Genomic DNA, 16,158 nt, shown 5'->3' with positions numbered 1-16,158 from the left:
CTATAAACAAGAAGAGGAGATTACACAATGATCAAGTTCACAGATATCCAAATCAGTTATGGTGATTTTGTGGCTGTGGACAACCTGAATTTAGAGATTCAAGAAGGTGAATTTTTCACCTTCTTGGGCCCTTCAGGTTGTGGCAAGTCAACGACCTTGCGCGCCCTGGTGGGCTTTAATATTCCAACGCGTGGTAAGATTGAAGTAGGTGGCCGAGATGTCACGCGATTAGAGCCTGAAGCCCGAGAGATTGGGATTGTCTTCCAGTCATATGCCCTCTTCCCAACTATGACAGTATACGAAAATATTGCTTTTGGTCTCAAAGTCAAGAAGATGAAACCGGAAATTATCCGTGAGAAAGTAAATGAAGTTGCTAAGAAAATTAAAATTACCGAGAAGCAATTGCAGCGCAATGTCTCGGAACTATCTGGGGGACAACAACAACGTGTGGCGCTAGCGCGTGCACTTGTTTTAGAGCCTAAGATTCTCTGCCTTGATGAACCTCTATCCAACTTAGATGCTAAGCTTCGGGTTGATTTGCGTAAGGAACTCAAGAGGCTCCAAAAGGACTTCAAAATTACGACTTTGTATGTTACGCATGATCAAGAAGAGGCCTTGACACTTTCTGACCGCATAGCCGTTTTCGATAACGGGAAAATTGAACAAGTCGGGACACCGAGTGAAGTTTATAACGCATCTCAAACAGAGTTTGTTTGTGACTTTATTGGAGACAACAATCGTCTTGATGAGGGCACTATGCTGATGCTAAGCCAATCTTCAGGCCATACCTTTAAGGATAAGGCCGGCTATATTAGATTGGAACGTGTACGTTTCAATCGAGACTATCCAAATGATGTGGAGACTAAAGGGGTTGTCTTGGATATGGAATTTGATGGTATTCTTCTCAAGTACACCGTCAAGTTAACCAATGGGAAGCATATTCATATTATTGATAAAAATGATGGATTCTCTAAACGTGAGATTGGGTCTGAAATTTCTGTCTTTATGAATCCTGCAGATATTCTGCAGTTTTAGGAGGTACTCCTATGAAATTCGACCGTAAAATCGTACAGAAGATTGCTTTGCGCTTATTGCTAGTTTGGCTGATTCTGGCCTTTATTGTCTTGCCTAACTTTAATTTGCTCTATACAGTCTTCGTCAATAACGGACAAGTATCCTTTAGAGCGATTGAAAAAGTCCTGAAATCTGAACGAGCTCTAAAGAGTATTTTTAATAGTTTTATTTTAGCGTGCTCTATGGTGGTCACTATTAATGTGGTAGGGACTTTAGTAGTTCTATTTACCGAGTACTGGGATCTGAAAGGGGCAAAAATGCTTAAGATAGGCTATATGACCTCTTTGATATATGGTGGAGTAGTCTTGGTTACGGGCTATAAATTCCTGTATGGGGATACTGGCTTCTTAACTAATGCGATGGCAAGCTTTATTCCGGGATTTAATCGGCAATGGTTTGTAGGATTCGCAGCTGTACTCTTTGTAGCAACTTTTTCTAGTACTTCCAACCATATTATGTTTTTAACTAGCGCAGTTCGAAACGTAGACTATCACACAATTGAAGCAGCGCGAAATATGGGGGCTAAGCCTTTCACAGTTTTCTGGAAGATAGTTTTACCAACCCTGAAACCAACTCTCTTTGCCTTGACGATCTTTACTTTCTTATCGGGGCTATCGGCTGTTTCGGCGCCGCTGATTGTAGGGGGAGCGGACTTCCAAACTATTAACCCTATGATTATCACTTTTGCTAAGTCTAGTAGTTCAAAAGATATTGCAGCGGTTTTAGCAATTTTCTTAGCTATTATGACAATTACACTTCTAGTAGTACTAAGTCGTATTGAACGGAATGGGAATTACATCTCAATAAGCAAGACGAAGGCTCGGCTCAAAAAGCAAAAGATTGAATCTCCTCTGTGGAATGTAATTGCTCATTTAGTGGCATATGTTCTGTTCTTAATCTACATGCTACCGGTGGTGTTAATTATCTTGTTCTCCTTCCAAGACCCAGTGGCTATTGAAAAAGGGCAACTTGATTTTAGTAATTTCACCTTAAAAAATTATAGCCAACTCTTTACCAATGCGGAATCCTTTATGCCATATGTAGTCAGCATTGTGTATGCTGCTTTGGCTGCAGTGATTGTGACGCTCTTGGGGGTTGTTATTGCCCGGTTAGTTCATAAGGCTGAGTACAAAGTAGACAAGCTATTTCAATGGGGCGCTTTAATGCCATGGATTTTGCCAAACACCATGATTGCTGTAGCCTTTCTCTTTTATTTCAATAACCCGCAAGCTGTTGTTTTCAATCGAGTGCTGATTGGAACCTTGGCGATTATGCTAATTGCATATGTAGTAGTGAAAATGCCATTTTCATATCGGATGACGAGGGCTGCTTTTTTCAGTATTGATAATAATATGGAAGAGGCCGCTAAGAGCATGGGGGCATCAACCTTCTATACCATGACGCGGGTGATTATTCCATTCTTGCTACCGGTGCTCATGTCAGTGATGGCGCTCAATTTTAATTCTCTGTTAGCGGATTACGACCTATCCGTTTTCCTTTACCATCCGCTTTTCACTCCGTTAGGGATTGTCGTGCGGTCGGCAAGTACGGAAACGGCTACAACTAGTGCCAAGGCCATGATTTTTGTCTATACAGTGGTCTTAATGATTATGACATCAACCTCATTATACTTAACGCGTACTAAGGATCGGAAAACTCCGAAGAAAGAAAGTAAGTAATTGGTGATTGATTCAGTAATATGAGCGATAAATCGGCATAACTGCAGCTGTAGTTATGCTGATTTTTTCATAAGGGCGTGCTATAATTTGTGTTAGTGAGGTGATGGGAATGGCAACGATGGATGATATTGCGCGAAAAGCTGGCGTATCACATGGAACGGTTTCAAATGTCTTAAATAAGCGCGGAAATGTGAGCGCTAAGAAAATTAAGCTGGTTGAGGATGCTGCTAGAGCATTAGGATATTATGTCAACGAGTCAGCGCAAACCTTACGTAAGGGGATGTCAAAGGTTATCCATTTGATTATCCCATTTGAATTGAGACGAAAATATGATTCCTTTGTTTCTGGTGCCTATCTCGCTATAAGTGGCACCGACTATAAAATTGAATTGACCTATTTTCGGATGCGTCAAGACTTAGATAACCTTGTAGAACAGTTGGCTACTGCAATACCGAGCGCAATTTTTTGCCTTGGGGCGGCGCCGAAGCAGGCAATTTTGGATAATTATAAAGCTGACACCCCGTTACTTTTGGTAGACTGTCTAATAGCGGAGCAACCTCTATCCTCTCGCGTATACTATCTCGATTTTAATCAGGAGATGGTTGGTCATATGCTAAGAGCTTGGGTTGATGGGAACCAGCGAGTGGTTGTATTGAGTGATCGTCAGGGCTTTCAATTCGCCTATGAATCTTTGATTCAGTCACTTTTACCTGAAAGTGAGATAACTGTCATTGGAATTGAAGGAGATTATAAGTGGATTGAACTAGCCGATATACTTGACGACTTGACAGAAAATGACATAGTAGTTGCATTGAGCCCTAGTTACAAGGAGCAGCTGGAAGAGCTGAGTAATTGGTTGTATTTACCGCTTAAGTGCTCTGTGATTGTGTTAGGTGAACCTACGCCCTTTCATGAGTGCCCAGGTGGTGCATTAAACTTGAAACAACTGGGATATCGCGCTCTACAACAGGTATGCCGACAAGTTTACCAATCCGAAATTTTGCCAGTTGATATTTCAGTTGTATCTAGCCCGTCCATATTAAAAGAAAGCAAGCCATTGCGTTTTCTGACCATTGGAACGCCCATGACTCAAGCAATTAAGAAGATTGCCCAACGCTATAAGAAAGTGTATGGGGTTCCTGTTCAGGTTGAAGAATTGGGCTACGAGGCTATGTATGCTCTCCTAAATCAATATGGACCGATTGATGCAGATATTGTCCGTTTGGATATAGCGGGAATGCGAAGTGTGGATTGGTCCGCTTTTGCTCGCTTAGATTCTATACCTCAAGTGGCAAGGATTAACCAATCTCTAATAGAAGGGATCCCTAAGGAATATACCCATGTGTCGGGATATCAGTACGCCTTGCCGCTAGATATCAGTTTGCAAATGTTGTTCTACCATAAGCAGTTTTTTGAAGATAAATTAATACAACGAGAGTATTTTGAACGTTATCGAGAGCAATTAGCAGTGCCAACGACTTTTGCGGCTTTTGACCGAATTAGCCAATTCATACAGGAAGCTCAATTTAAGAAAGGGCTCGTTGGGCATTCGCTTATCCAGGGTGGCCCCCTAATTACCTATGCAGACTTCGTTCCGCGTTTACTAGAGAAAGCCCATCAGTTAGATGAAACCACACCTGAGACGGAAATCTTCTTAGAGTGTTTAAAAGCATATCAAGAGAGTCTTGCGAATAGCGCACAGGTTTTCGATGGTTGGTGGGGAGATGCGGCAGCAAACTTTGCCAGTGGGAATTCTGTTATGGAAATCATTTTCTCCAACTACGGGAGTGATTTAGTAGGGAGTGCGTCGCATTTCCATTCGAGTGATATTGGTGTTTCAGCCATTCCAGGAGGGCGCCCACTCTTAGGTGGCGGAGTACTTTGCGTGTCTAAACCTGCTATTAAACGTCCAGAAGTAGGACACTTTCTTGAGTGGCTCTATAGTGATGAAGTAGCCAAACCTCTTGCATTACTAGGTGGGCTATTGCCAACTAGTTCAGTTGTCGATAATCCTGTTATCCAAGCTGAATATCCGTGGTTAAGTCAATTAAGGGCCAATCTTCAGACTGGTTCTCGCTTTGGTATATGGGCAGAAGAATATGCCTTACAAAATGAAGTGAATCTAGGTGCTGCGGTAGCGCAAGCCATAGAAAAGCAAAGAAAGAAGGAATAAAGTGGATTATCAAGTGGTTAGTCTGCGACTTTTTATGGCGATTCTGTGTGCCGGATTAATAGGATATGACCGGCAGAAGAAGAACCGTCCAGCTGGTTTGCGGACACATATTTTGGTATGTATTGGTGCAGCAGCAATTTCGATGATTCAAGCAGCTGTTTTCTATGAAAAATTACAAGTGCATCCAGAGATTAGAGTAGACCAAGTGAGACTCTTAGCACCCATTGTCAGCGGGATTGGTTTCCTTGGTGGCGGGACTATTATCGTTACTAAGCAACGTGTAGCAGGATTGACTACGGCAGCCTCATTGTGGACGACAGCCGGAATGGGGATTGCGATCGGCATGGGATATTATGAGATTGCTCTTTTGACTTGTGCGGCAGTTATGTTTTCGCTTACAATTATTCGACGTATTGTTCATATGCCCAATGTTAAGCGACTAGAAATAAAATACATTCATCGAGTGGCAACCAAGGAGTTTCTGACTCAGTTCTTTGAATCACGAGGAATTGAGGTGACAGATATTCTATTTGATGTAGAAAATTCAGAAGGGCGCCGACTTTATCGTAATATTTTTACGGTTCATGTCCCTGAAGAATTATCTTTGCCCCGATTAATTGAAGAACTAGCTGCCCACCCAGATATCCGGAAAATTCGTTTGGTATCTATATCGGAATAAGCCATTTACCGACTAAGTGCATCGCGCTTAGTCGTTTTTGTGAGATTGAATGAACAGATTTGAAGTAGTTATGGATATTTACAATGTAAAACATGCTATAATAAGAGAAAAGAATCAGGAGGCGAGCGAGATGCGCAGTGAAGTCATGTGGCAGGATTTTTGTAGGCGTCAGGGGCTGGCAAAGGATACGCCCTATGAGGCTTTTAGTTTCGGTGGACCGGGCAGTGTCATTGCGGACCCCTTGGCTCAGCTGGTCATGGCGGGCAAGAAGACGGCCACCTGCTCAGCCAAATTGCTCTATGAGGTAGAGGATGAGCCCCTGCCGGAAGTTGGAAGCTATAGCGTGATTCTGAATAGCCGTAACCAGGCTCAATGTGTCATTCAGACCACGGGGGTGGTCACCATGCCCTATGAAGAAGTGACCGAAGCTTGGGCTAGAAAAGAAGGAGAGGGCGACCTTAGCCTAGAATATTGGCGCCAGGCCCATTGGTCTTTCTTTGAAGCAGAATTTCGCTTAGTCGGTCAGGTTTTTACCCCTGAACAGGAACTGGTTTTCGAAGAGTTCCAGGTAGTTTACCGCTTGCCAGAGGCGAGCTTAGGCTGATTTACTGGCTCGAAAAATCTAGACAGAAAAAGACCAATATATCATATATGATATATTGGGAAAATAAGGAGGACGTCAGAATGGAATTTGTAAGAACAGAAAGAGGATTTGAAGGCTATAATGCAGCAGGAGAAGTCGTAGCTGAGATTACTTATCGGCCGACAGACGATCCCAAGGTGGTCATTGCCGACCATACTTTTGTGGACGATAGTTTGCGTGGCCAGGGTGTCGCCCAAGAACTCTTGGACACCTTAGTAGCGACTATGAAGGCTGAAGGCAAAAAGATTAAGGCAGAATGCTCTTATGTAGTAGCTAAGTTCCAACGTGACTCGCAGTATGATGCGGTCAATGCCGATAAGGACTAGTCGGATGCCAGAAGTATGGGAACTAGTCGATGTCAATAAGCAATTGACTGGCATCAGACATTTGAGGGGGCAAGAAGCCCTCATCCCACCAGGTCATTATCATCTGGTGGCGCGCGTTTTGGTAATGGATGCAAAGGGTCAGATTCTACTGACCCAGCGTAGTCATGGTAAGGCCCATTATCCTAATAATTGGGAATTTGGCGCCAATGGCTCAGTTTTGGCAGGCGAAAGCTCGGAACTTGCTGCTTGTCGCGAGTTATGGGAGGAGACAGGGATTAAGGTGACGCCCCATGACTTAGTCTGGTTGGAGGACTATCGCTATGACAATTGGTGGCTAGATATTTACGGAATTGTTTTAGCGGATCTGGCGCCCGCCCTTGTTCTGGACCCAGAGGAAAGCCAGGACTGGCTTTGGCTAGCGCCAGACCAGTTGGAGCAATGGCAGGCAAAACTTGTGCCGGGCGACTGGGAACGTTGGCAGGCGATTGCTAGCAAACTGCTAGAACTAAGAGAGGAGACTGACAAATGAAGATAAAACTAGGTCAGCCTTTGAGCCAGGCCACGCTAGCAGAATGGGGTTTTGAAAATGGTCAGGCGCGCCATGTCTTGGCCGAAGGGGAATTTGAGCTTCGAATGACTATGTCAGACCATGAGCTAGAACTGGTGGTCTATGATTTGGCCATGGAAGAACCCTACACCTTATTTGAGGTAGCCAGTGCCAGTGGGGCGCTGGTAACAGCCCTACGCCAGCAGGTGGATGATATTCTCAATCGGATTTTAGGCCAGCAGATTCAAGACAATCCGCTAGTAGAGCGATTGGTGGAGCATGTGAAGGCGACTTACGGGCTGGCACCAGCCCATCCCTTTAAGCGCCATCCGGAAATAATAGGCTTCAAGGTGCCGACGGTCGATAAGCTATTTGGTATCTTTTTGCCGGTCGACTATTGTCGGCTAGATAAAACGAGTTTGCGGACTGACCAGGTGTTGGTGCTTAATCTCAAGGGCAAGCCCGAGCATATTGTGGAGCGCATCGATAACTGCCGCTATTTTCCTGCCTATCATATGAACAAGAAACATTGGTTTAGTGTCTTACTAGATGCACAGACGGATTGGGATCAGCTGACCAGTATGTTAGCGGAAAGCTATCGCTTAGTTAAGAAATAAGGACATAAGAAGCCCTGCTTATGAGTAGGGCTTTTTGCTTTTAACAGGACTGCTCAAAAAAATCAAGCCAATCGCAAAAAAAGTCGCCATACCCCCTTGACGAAAGGGGATTTTATTGGTACATTAGTAGAGGTGTTTTTATACGAGATTCCTGAAATTCAGTCGTGCTGACTGGTATAGAAGCAACATTATTATTTTTCCATAAAAATGGCACACTTGGATGTGTGGACTAGATTAAAGCAAAGGGAGGAGGAGCTTGGATGCCAACTATTAACCAATTAGTTAATAAACCTCGTAAAACCAAAGTCGTTAAGTCAAACTCACCTGCATTAAACAAAGGGTACAACAGTTTCAAAAAGACCCAAACGGACAACAACTCTCCACAAAAACGTGGGGTATGTACTCGTGTGGGGACCATGACACCGAAGAAACCTAACTCAGCTTTACGTAAATATGCCCGTGTACGTTTGTCTAACTTGATGGAAGTGACAGCTTACATCCCAGGGATCGGTCACAACTTACAAGAACACAGCGTTGTTTTAATCCGCGGTGGTCGTGTAAAAGACTTACCAGGGGTACGTTACCACATCGTTCGTGGTGCGCTTGACACTGCTGGTGTTAACGATCGTAAACAAGGCCGTTCTAAATACGGTACCAAACGTCCTAAAGGCTAAGAGCCTCATCATTAAACATTCAGAAAGGAGGATTTTGAATGCCTCGTAAAGGTGCAATCGCAAAACGCGAAGTTTTGCCAGATCCACTCTACAATTCAAAATTAGTTACTCGCACAATTAACCGTTTAATGCTCGATGGTAAACGCGGTAAAGCTGCTACTATCTTATATGCTGCTTTCGATATCGTGCGCGAACAAACCGGTCAAGACCCAATGGAAGTTTTCGAACAAGCAATCGAAAACATCATGCCATTATTAGAAGTTAAAGCTCGCCGTGTGGGGGGTTCTAACTACCAAGTACCAGTTGAAGTACGTCCAGAACGTCGTTACACCTTAGCCATCCGTTGGTTGGTAAGCTACTCTCGCTTACGTGGTGAAAAGACCATGGAATTACGTTTAGCACGCGAAATCATGGATGCAGCTAACAACACTGGTGCATCAGTTAAGAAACGCGAAGACATGCATAAAATGGCAGAAGCCAACAAAGCATTCGCTCATTACCGTTGGTAAGATTTTCAGTCATATCACTAGCTGTTATAAGCTAGTGGTTTTTGACTACTATGCACACTCTCAAAACAACTGAAAAGGGGTAAAACAAAAAGATGGCAAAAAGAGAATTTTCGCTAGAGAAAACTCGTAATATTGGTATCATGGCCCACATCGATGCTGGTAAAACCACCACGACTGAACGTGTCTTGTACTATACCGGCCGTATCCACAAAATTGGTGAAACCCACGAAGGGGCTTCCCAAATGGACTGGATGGAGCAAGAACAAGAACGTGGGATTACCATCACCTCTGCCGCAACTACTGCGCAATGGGCTAACCACCGGATTAACATCATCGACACACCAGGGCACGTGGACTTCACTGTCGAAGTAGAACGTTCTCTCCGGGTTCTTGATGGTGCCGTTGCCTTATTGGATGCTCAGTCTGGGGTAGAACCTCAAACTGAAACCGTATGGCGTCAAGCTACCACTTACGGTGTTCCTCGCTTGGTCTTCATCAACAAGATGGACAAGATTGGTGCGGACTTCTTATACTCTGTAAGAACCTTGCACGAACGCTTACAAGCAAACGCTCATCCAGTTCAATTACCAATTGGTGCTGAAGATGAGTTCTCAGGTATCATTGACTTAGTGGAAATGAAAGCCTACAACTACACTAACGACTTAGGGACTGACATTGAAGAAATCGAAATCCCAGGTGACTTACAAGATTTAGCTGAAGAATGGCGTACTAAGTTAGTTGAAGCAGTTGCTGAAACTGACGAAGAACTCATGATGGCTTACTTGGAAGGCGAAGAAATCGACGTACCTACCTTGAAAGCAGCAATCCGTAAAGCAACTGTTGCAGCGGACTTCTACCCAGTATTCTGTGGTTCTGCCTTCAAGAACAAAGGGGTTCAATTAATGTTGGATGGGGTTATCGACTACCTTCCATCTCCATTAGACGTTCCAGCGATCAAAGGGATTGACCCTGATACTGACGCTGAAGTAGAACGTCATGCAAGCGATGAAGAGCCATTCTCTGCTTTGGCCTTCAAAGTTATGACTGACCCATTCGTAGGTCGTTTAACCTTCTTCCGTGTTTACTCTGGTACTTTACAATCCGGTTCTTACGTTCAAAACGCTACTAAAGGCAAACGTGAACGTGTCGGCCGTATCTTACAAATGCATGCCAACCACCGTCAAGAAATTCCTGAAGTATTCTCTGGGGATATCGCAGCAGCTGTTGGTTTGAAAGACACTACTACTGGGGACACTCTTTGTGACGAGAAGAACGAAGTAATCCTCGAGTCTATGGAATTCCCAGAACCAGTTATCGAAGTAGCGATTGAGCCTAAATCAAAAGCTGACCAAGATAAGATGGGTGTAGCCTTACAAAAATTGGCTGAAGAAGACCCAACCTTCCGTGCTTACACTAACCAAGAAACTGGCGAAACAGTTATCGCAGGTATGGGTGAGTTACACTTGGATATCATCGTTGACCGTATGCGTCGTGAATTCAAGGTAGAAGCTAACGTGGGTGCTCCACAAGTTTCTTACCGTGAAACCTTCCGTGCTGCAACTCAAGCAGAAGGTAAGTTCGTTCGTCAGTCTGGTGGTAAAGGTCAATACGGTCACGTATGGATCGAATTTACACCAAACGAAGAAGGTGCTGGTTTCGAATTCGAAAACGCAATCGTCGGTGGTGTGGTTCCTCGTGAATACATCCCAGCGGTTGAAGCTGGTTTGAAAGACGCTATGGAAAATGGTGTCCTCGCAGGCTTCCCAATGGTAGATATCAAAGCTAAGCTTTACGATGGTTCTTACCACGATGTCGACTCTTCTGAAACTGCCTTTAAGGTAGCGGCGTCCTTAGCACTCCGTGCAGCTGCTAAGAAAGCTAACCCAAGCATCTTGGAACCTATGATGGCAGTTGAAATCACTGTACCTGAAGAATACTTCGGGGACGTTATGGGTCACGTGAACTCTCGTCGCGGTCGCGTTGAAGGTTCTGAAGTACGCGGTAACGCTCAAATCGTTAAAGGTATGATTCCATTGTCTGAAATGTTCGGTTACGCAACTACCTTGCGTTCTGCAACTCAAGGGCGTGGTACCTTCTCTATGACCTTCGACCACTATGAAGATGTGCCGAAGTCAATCGCAGAAGAAATCATCAAGAAATACGGCGGCAAGTCAGAAGACTAATCTGATAGGACTTGCTTGGAATAACGAATAAGCGTTATTCCCAAAGCCTAGAAAATGGTGCAAAATCTTGAATTTTGCCCCATTTCTAGGTATAATACTACTGATAGATTTAATTGAAATCTATAAAACAAACTCAACTATTTTTAGGAGGCAGAAATTAAAATGGCAAAACAAAAATTTGACCGTTCTAAACCACACGTAAACATTGGTACAATTGGTCACGTTGACCATGGTAAAACTACCTTATCAGCTGCAATCGCAACTGTATTAGCTAAACAAGGTTTCGGTGAAGCTCGTTCATACGACCAAATCGATAACGCTCCAGAAGAAAAAGAACGTGGGATCACAATCAACACTTCTCACATCGAGTACGAAACAGCTAACCGTCACTACGCTCACGTTGACTGCCCAGGTCACGCGGACTACGTTAAAAACATGATCACTGGTGCTGCTCAAATGGACGGCGCGATCCTCGTTGTATCTGCTGCTGACGGCCCAATGCCACAAACTCGTGAACACATCCTCTTGTCTCGTCAAGTTGGTGTTCCTTACATCGTAGTATTCTTGAACAAAGTTGACATGGTTGACGACGAAGAATTGCTCGAATTAGTTGAAATGGAAGTTCGTGACCTCTTGTCTGAATACGACTTCCCAGGCGACGACACTCCAGTTATCGCTGGTTCAGCTTTGAAAGCTTTAGAAGGCGACGCTAACTACGAAGCTAAGGTTTTAGAATTGATGGAACAAGTTGATGCTTACATTCCAGAACCAGAACGTGACACTGACAAGCCATTCATGATGCCAGTCGAAGACGTATTCTCTATCACTGGTCGTGGTACTGTTGCAACTGGTCGTGTTGAACGTGGTCAAGTTCGCGTTGGTGACGAAGTTGAAATCGTTGGTATCGAAGAAGAAACTTCTAAGACTACCGTTACCGGTGTTGAAATGTTCCGTAAGTTATTGGATTACGCTGAAGCTGGGGACAACGTTGGTACCTTGTTACGTGGTGTAACTCGTGACCAAATCCAACGTGGTCAAGTATTATCTAAACCAGGTTCAATCACTCCACACACTAAGTTCGAAGCTGAAGTGTACGTATTGTCTAAAGAAGAAGGTGGTCGTCACACTCCATTCTTCTCAAACTACCGTCCACAATTCTACTTCCGTACAACTGACGTAACTGGTGTTGTTACTTTACCAGAAGGTACTGAAATGGTTATGCCAGGCGACAACGTACAAATGGTTGTTGAATTGATCCACCCAATCGCGATCGAAGAAGGGACTAAGTTCTCTATTCGTGAAGGTGGCCGTACTGTAGGTGCCGGTGTGGTATCTAAAGTCTTAGCTTAATTCTAAGCTTAATATGCCTTTCCAAAAGGGTCTCTTCGGAGGCCCTTTTTCTATATCCAAAATAAGCCCCCTGTGTCAGATGACATAGGGGGACTTTATTTGTAGATAGGTTTTAGAGGTCGCGGCGCTTGAAGGTATAGATGCCGGCGAGTGTAAAGATGAGACTTAAGGCCAAGGCGAAAATAGCAGTCTTACTAGTCATACTAAAGCTAGCTGTACTCTCATAGACAAATTCCATGACAATAGCCTTAAACCAATCATTATTTGGGTCAATCAATTCGCCAGGGATTTTCAAGAAGATAAAAACGGTAAAGTAGACAATAAAGACCATACTGTAGTTGCGGGTCAGGAAGAGGACGAAGCTGGTAACGCAGAACCAAGCATAGGTACAAAGGCACTGAATCAGGAAGGTAATCAGAAACTTAGGCCAAAAATCTGCTGGTAGACTACCCATCTGGCCTCCTGACCGTAAGAATTCAATGACGTAACCTGCTGCGTAGAGAAGGAAAAATTGTAAGAGAATAAGACTAGCAATGGTCAGAGACTTAGCTAGGTAATACTGGCCACGGGTTTTGCCAGTAGTCAGATTATTATGGTAGAGTTTGTTGTTAAGGTCGACTCCTAAGAGTAGGGTGGTCACCACATTGCAGGCGATAAAAAGTAGGCCTATGTTATAAGATACGGCATCCATGGCGAAGCAGAAGCCAGAACTAGAAGTAGTAACTCGCGAAGTAAAAATGGCTAGCAGAATGCCCAGGACACAGAAGGCTTGAATGCCCCAAAATCCGACGGAGCGGACTAGACGGTAATAATCAGCTTTGATACTATTAAGCATACTGTTTTCCCCCTTGAACCTGAATTAAATCGGTAAAGTATCGCTCTAAATCTTTATGGGCGTAGTAAATTGCACTGATTGGAATGTCAGCTAAAACTAAGGCCTTAGCAAGTTCTGGTATCTCCTCAGCTTTGCCGATTAACTGTAATTGGTCGGTCTGATGGCTCGATTTAAGTCTAAAACCTAGTTGTTTTTGGACAAAGTCCTTAGCCATCTGAGCCTTTTGGGACTGGAGGATAATATAATCGCCACTTTCGCGGTCGAAGTCCTCCTTGGAAAGCTCTTGGATGAGCCGTCCTTGATGAATGAAACCAAAGCGGCTAGCCACCAAGTATAATTCTGACAAGATATGGCTAGAAATAATCAGGGTCATGCCAAGCTCGCAGTTAAGGCGGAGGACCATCTCGCGAAACTCTTGAATGCCGACAGGGTCCAGACCATTGATAGGCTCGTCCAAGATGAGTAAATCAGGCCGAGATAGAATGGCAATGGCGATACCCAGACGTTGTTTCATTCCCAGAGAGAAGTCCCGAAATTTTTTGGCGCCAGTTTGGCTTAAGCCGACATAGTCCAAGGTTTCCTTAATCCGACTATCTGGTTTTTTGATACCACGATCCAAGCAGTAAAAGCGAAGATTGTCGTAGGCAGATAGATGTTGGTGTGCCACAGGTGTTTCAATGACAGAACCCACATGTTGGAGGGAACTAGTCCATTCTTTAGGGGTTCGAGAGCCCAAAATGGAGACGGTGCCTTGACTTGGTGCGATTATTTGGGTAATTAATTTGATTAAGGTGCTTTTACCCGCTCCGTTTTGACCGATTAGGCCATAGATTTCTCCTTTCTTTAGCTTGAGGCTGAGCGAGTCCAAAGCCACTTGGTCGCCATAATGCTTACTAAGATTTTGAATGACTAAGATATCTTCCATGATCTTACTCCTTTGCTTATTTCTTATCTATAGCTTATCAAGTGAATTTCAAATATCTCTCAAGCAAATCTCAAATCTTTCTAAAGTTTTGGGAGAGAGCAAGAGTGTTTTCTGAAAGCAAAAAATTATACCAAAGTGAGGTGCCGGCAAATTTGCATTTGAATGAAAATGACCGGTTTATGATTGAAAATGACAGAAAACGCTTGAAAGGTGACCGAAAGCGGTGTATAATCTGGGTGTGAGGTGATAAGAGTGTTAACTCAAACGCGACATCAACTAATTCTATCAGAACTAGAGCAAGCGCATGTTGTCAGCCTACAAGATTTGATGGCCAAGCTATCAGTATCAGAGTCCACTATACGGCGGGATTTATCTCAGTTGGAAGAAGCAGGACGCCTGGTGCGAGTTCGTGGCGGTGCCAAACGCGTCTATCATTTGGATCGCGAATCTAGCTATAAGGAAAAGCTAGGGCGGAACAGTAGTGACAAGGCCCTTATTGCTGAGACAGCAGCCGCACAGGTGACAGCAGGCCAGGTCATCTACCTAGACGCAGGTACCACGACCTTGGCTATGATACCGCATTTGGTTGGGCAGGGTGTGACGGTGGTTACCAATGGACTCAGTCAAGCTGACTTGCTGTGTGACTATGGCGAGTCCGTCATCTTGTTAGGTGGCCAAGTTAAGCCCAAGACGCGGGCCATAATTGGAGCGCAAGCTCAGGCTCAATTAGCACGCTATCGTTTTGACCATGTTTTTATGGGCATGAACGGGGTGGATGCGGAATGGGGCTATACGACGCCAGACCAGGAGGAGGCAGCCCTTAAGCAACAAGCCATGCAGCAGGCCAACCAAGTCTATGTTTTGGCGGATGCTTCCAAGATGGGACGGGTCAGTTTCTGTCATGTCGCCAATTTGGAAGAGGCGATTCTTATCACTCATGCCTTAACAGAGGGGCAACGGGCACCTCTTGTGCAAGTCACGACAGTGAAGGAGTGTTAAATTTCGTGATTTATACGATTACCTTTAACCCTGCCGTCGATCTCGTCATCCAGGTTGACCAATGTCAGCTAGGAGAGTTGAATCGATCCAAGGGAGAGGCCTATGTTGCCGGAGGTAAGGGAATCAACGCATCCCTTGTCTTACAGCGCTTAGGGCATGTCAACTACGCGACTGGATTCGTAGGTGGATTTACCGGTCAATATATCAAAGACACCCTCATTCAAGAAGGTGTCAAACCACTTTTTGTTGAAGTGGATGGCATTACGCGGGTTAATGTCAAAGTCAAGTCTCAAGAAGAGACAGAAATCAATGCTGCAGGCCCCCAAGTGAGTCCGGAAAAGTTTGCGGAATTATTGGCAATTTTTGAGCGAGACTTAAGCTCAGATGATGTGGTCTTCTTAGCAGGGAATGCGGCCCCTGGACTTGACGTCAAGGCCTATATTGCTTTCGCCAAACTCTGCCAAGAGCGGGGCGCAAAATTTGTGCTGGATACCAACAAGCAACTCTTAACCGAATGCTTGCCTTATCGACCTTTTGTCATCAAGCCTAATCATCATGAATTAGGTGAGATTTTTGGGGTTAGCTTGAAGGATGAGGCAGAAATAATCCATTATGCCAAGAAACTTCAGGAATTAGGAGCACGTCACATTATTGTATCTCGCGGTGGTGAGGGCGCCTTACTTCTAACTGAGGATGGCCAAGTCTTTAGCTCAGATATCCCTAAGGGAAGAGTGGTTAACTCAGTCGGGGCAGGCGATTCTATGTTGGCAGGTTTTGTGGCCACCTACTTGGAGACAGGCGATTTTGCTCAATCTCTAAAACGTGGTGCTGCTACCGGGAGTGCGACAGCCTATTCGGTTTGGATAGCTGAACGTCAATTGATTGATGACCTAGTAAATCAAATTCATGTTGTCGCGCATTAGCCTAGGAAATTCAAAGGAGAAA

At 44.4% G+C, this 16,158-nt stretch carries 16 protein-coding genes; 14 read left to right on the top strand and 2 right to left on the bottom strand.

Annotation, left to right across the window (positions count from 1 at the left end):
- Positions 1 to 27 precede the first annotated feature (27 nt).
- From HMPREF3093_RS08980 to tuf, 12 genes are all read left to right on the top strand, one after another.
- On the top strand, positions 28 to 1,035 hold the full coding sequence (locus HMPREF3093_RS08980) for an ABC transporter ATP-binding protein (protein WP_023392504.1): 1,008 nt from the start codon (positions 28 to 30) through the stop codon (positions 1,033 to 1,035).
- Positions 1,036 to 1,046: 11 nt separating this feature from the next.
- Positions 1,047 to 2,753: an ABC transporter permease gene (locus HMPREF3093_RS08975; protein WP_070756691.1), complete on the top strand. Its 1,707-nt coding sequence runs from the start codon at positions 1,047 to 1,049 to the stop codon at positions 2,751 to 2,753.
- 109 nt (positions 2,754 to 2,862) lie between these two features.
- The gene (locus HMPREF3093_RS08970; RefSeq protein WP_070756689.1) at positions 2,863 to 4,926 is read left to right on the top strand and encodes an extracellular solute-binding protein; all 2,064 of its coding nucleotides are present in this window, start codon (positions 2,863 to 2,865) and stop codon (positions 4,924 to 4,926) included.
- Between the two features lie 34 nt (positions 4,927 to 4,960).
- Positions 4,961 to 5,605, top strand: a complete 645-nt coding sequence (locus tag HMPREF3093_RS08965) for an MgtC/SapB family protein (RefSeq protein WP_070756781.1) — start codon at positions 4,961 to 4,963, stop codon at positions 5,603 to 5,605.
- Between the two features lie 130 nt (positions 5,606 to 5,735).
- Positions 5,736 to 6,209: an ASCH domain-containing protein gene (locus tag HMPREF3093_RS08960; RefSeq protein ID WP_070756686.1), complete on the top strand. Its 474-nt coding sequence runs from the start codon at positions 5,736 to 5,738 to the stop codon at positions 6,207 to 6,209.
- A gap of 80 nt (positions 6,210 to 6,289) precedes the next feature.
- Complete coding sequence (locus HMPREF3093_RS08955) at positions 6,290 to 6,574, top strand: GNAT family N-acetyltransferase (RefSeq protein WP_070756683.1); 285 nt, start codon at positions 6,290 to 6,292, stop codon at positions 6,572 to 6,574.
- Between the two features lie 4 nt (positions 6,575 to 6,578).
- A complete protein-coding gene (locus tag HMPREF3093_RS08950; RefSeq protein ID WP_070756682.1) occupies positions 6,579 to 7,103 on the top strand; it encodes an NUDIX hydrolase in 525 nt (174 codons plus the stop codon).
- On the top strand, positions 7,100 to 7,738 hold the full coding sequence (locus HMPREF3093_RS08945; RefSeq protein WP_070756680.1) for an MmcQ/YjbR family DNA-binding protein: 639 nt from the start codon (positions 7,100 to 7,102) through the stop codon (positions 7,736 to 7,738). The genes HMPREF3093_RS08950 and HMPREF3093_RS08945 overlap by 4 nt, the downstream gene beginning before the upstream one ends.
- A 260-nt stretch (positions 7,739 to 7,998) precedes the next feature.
- Entirely contained in the window at positions 7,999 to 8,412 is a 414-nt protein-coding gene (gene rpsL, locus HMPREF3093_RS08940) for a 30S ribosomal protein S12 (protein WP_070756678.1), read from the top strand.
- Positions 8,413 to 8,450: 38 nt separating this feature from the next.
- Positions 8,451 to 8,921 carry a 30S ribosomal protein S7 gene (gene rpsG, locus HMPREF3093_RS08935; protein WP_023392495.1) on the top strand — a complete coding sequence of 157 codons (471 nt, stop codon included), beginning with the start codon at positions 8,451 to 8,453 and terminating at the stop codon, positions 8,919 to 8,921.
- Positions 8,922 to 9,013: 92 nt separating this feature from the next.
- Positions 9,014 to 11,104: an elongation factor G gene (fusA, locus tag HMPREF3093_RS08930; protein ID WP_070756675.1), complete on the top strand. Its 2,091-nt coding sequence runs from the start codon at positions 9,014 to 9,016 to the stop codon at positions 11,102 to 11,104.
- A 162-nt stretch (positions 11,105 to 11,266) separates the two neighbouring features.
- Entirely contained in the window at positions 11,267 to 12,454 is a 1,188-nt protein-coding gene (tuf, locus tag HMPREF3093_RS08925; protein ID WP_070756672.1) for an elongation factor Tu, read from the top strand.
- A 112-nt stretch (positions 12,455 to 12,566) separates the two neighbouring features.
- Here the strand turns inward: tuf and HMPREF3093_RS08920 are convergent, their stop codons facing one another.
- Both HMPREF3093_RS08920 and HMPREF3093_RS08915 read right to left on the bottom strand, forming a co-directional pair.
- Complete coding sequence (locus HMPREF3093_RS08920) at positions 12,567 to 13,289, bottom strand: lantibiotic ABC transporter permease (RefSeq protein ID WP_070756670.1); 723 nt, start codon at positions 13,287 to 13,289, stop codon at positions 12,567 to 12,569.
- On the bottom strand, positions 13,282 to 14,214 hold the full coding sequence (locus HMPREF3093_RS08915) for an ABC transporter ATP-binding protein (protein ID WP_070756667.1): 933 nt from the start codon (positions 14,212 to 14,214) through the stop codon (positions 13,282 to 13,284). The genes HMPREF3093_RS08920 and HMPREF3093_RS08915 overlap by 8 nt, the downstream gene beginning before the upstream one ends.
- Positions 14,215 to 14,466: 252 nt before the next feature.
- Here HMPREF3093_RS08915 and HMPREF3093_RS08910 point away from each other — a divergent pair, with 252 nt between their 5' ends.
- Both HMPREF3093_RS08910 and pfkB read left to right on the top strand, forming a co-directional pair.
- The gene (locus HMPREF3093_RS08910) at positions 14,467 to 15,213 is read left to right on the top strand and encodes a DeoR/GlpR family DNA-binding transcription regulator (RefSeq protein ID WP_070756664.1); all 747 of its coding nucleotides are present in this window, start codon (positions 14,467 to 14,469) and stop codon (positions 15,211 to 15,213) included.
- A gap of 5 nt (positions 15,214 to 15,218) precedes the next feature.
- Positions 15,219 to 16,136: a 1-phosphofructokinase gene (gene pfkB, locus HMPREF3093_RS08905; protein ID WP_070756661.1), complete on the top strand. Its 918-nt coding sequence runs from the start codon at positions 15,219 to 15,221 to the stop codon at positions 16,134 to 16,136.
- Positions 16,137 to 16,158 lie beyond the last annotated feature (22 nt).

The sequence above is a fragment of the Abiotrophia sp. HMSC24B09 genome, assembly GCF_001815865.1.
Taxonomy (GTDB): domain Bacteria; phylum Bacillota; class Bacilli; order Lactobacillales; family Aerococcaceae; genus Abiotrophia.
Note: the sequence above shows the minus strand (reverse complement) of the source record. Positions and strands in the feature narration are given on the sequence as shown.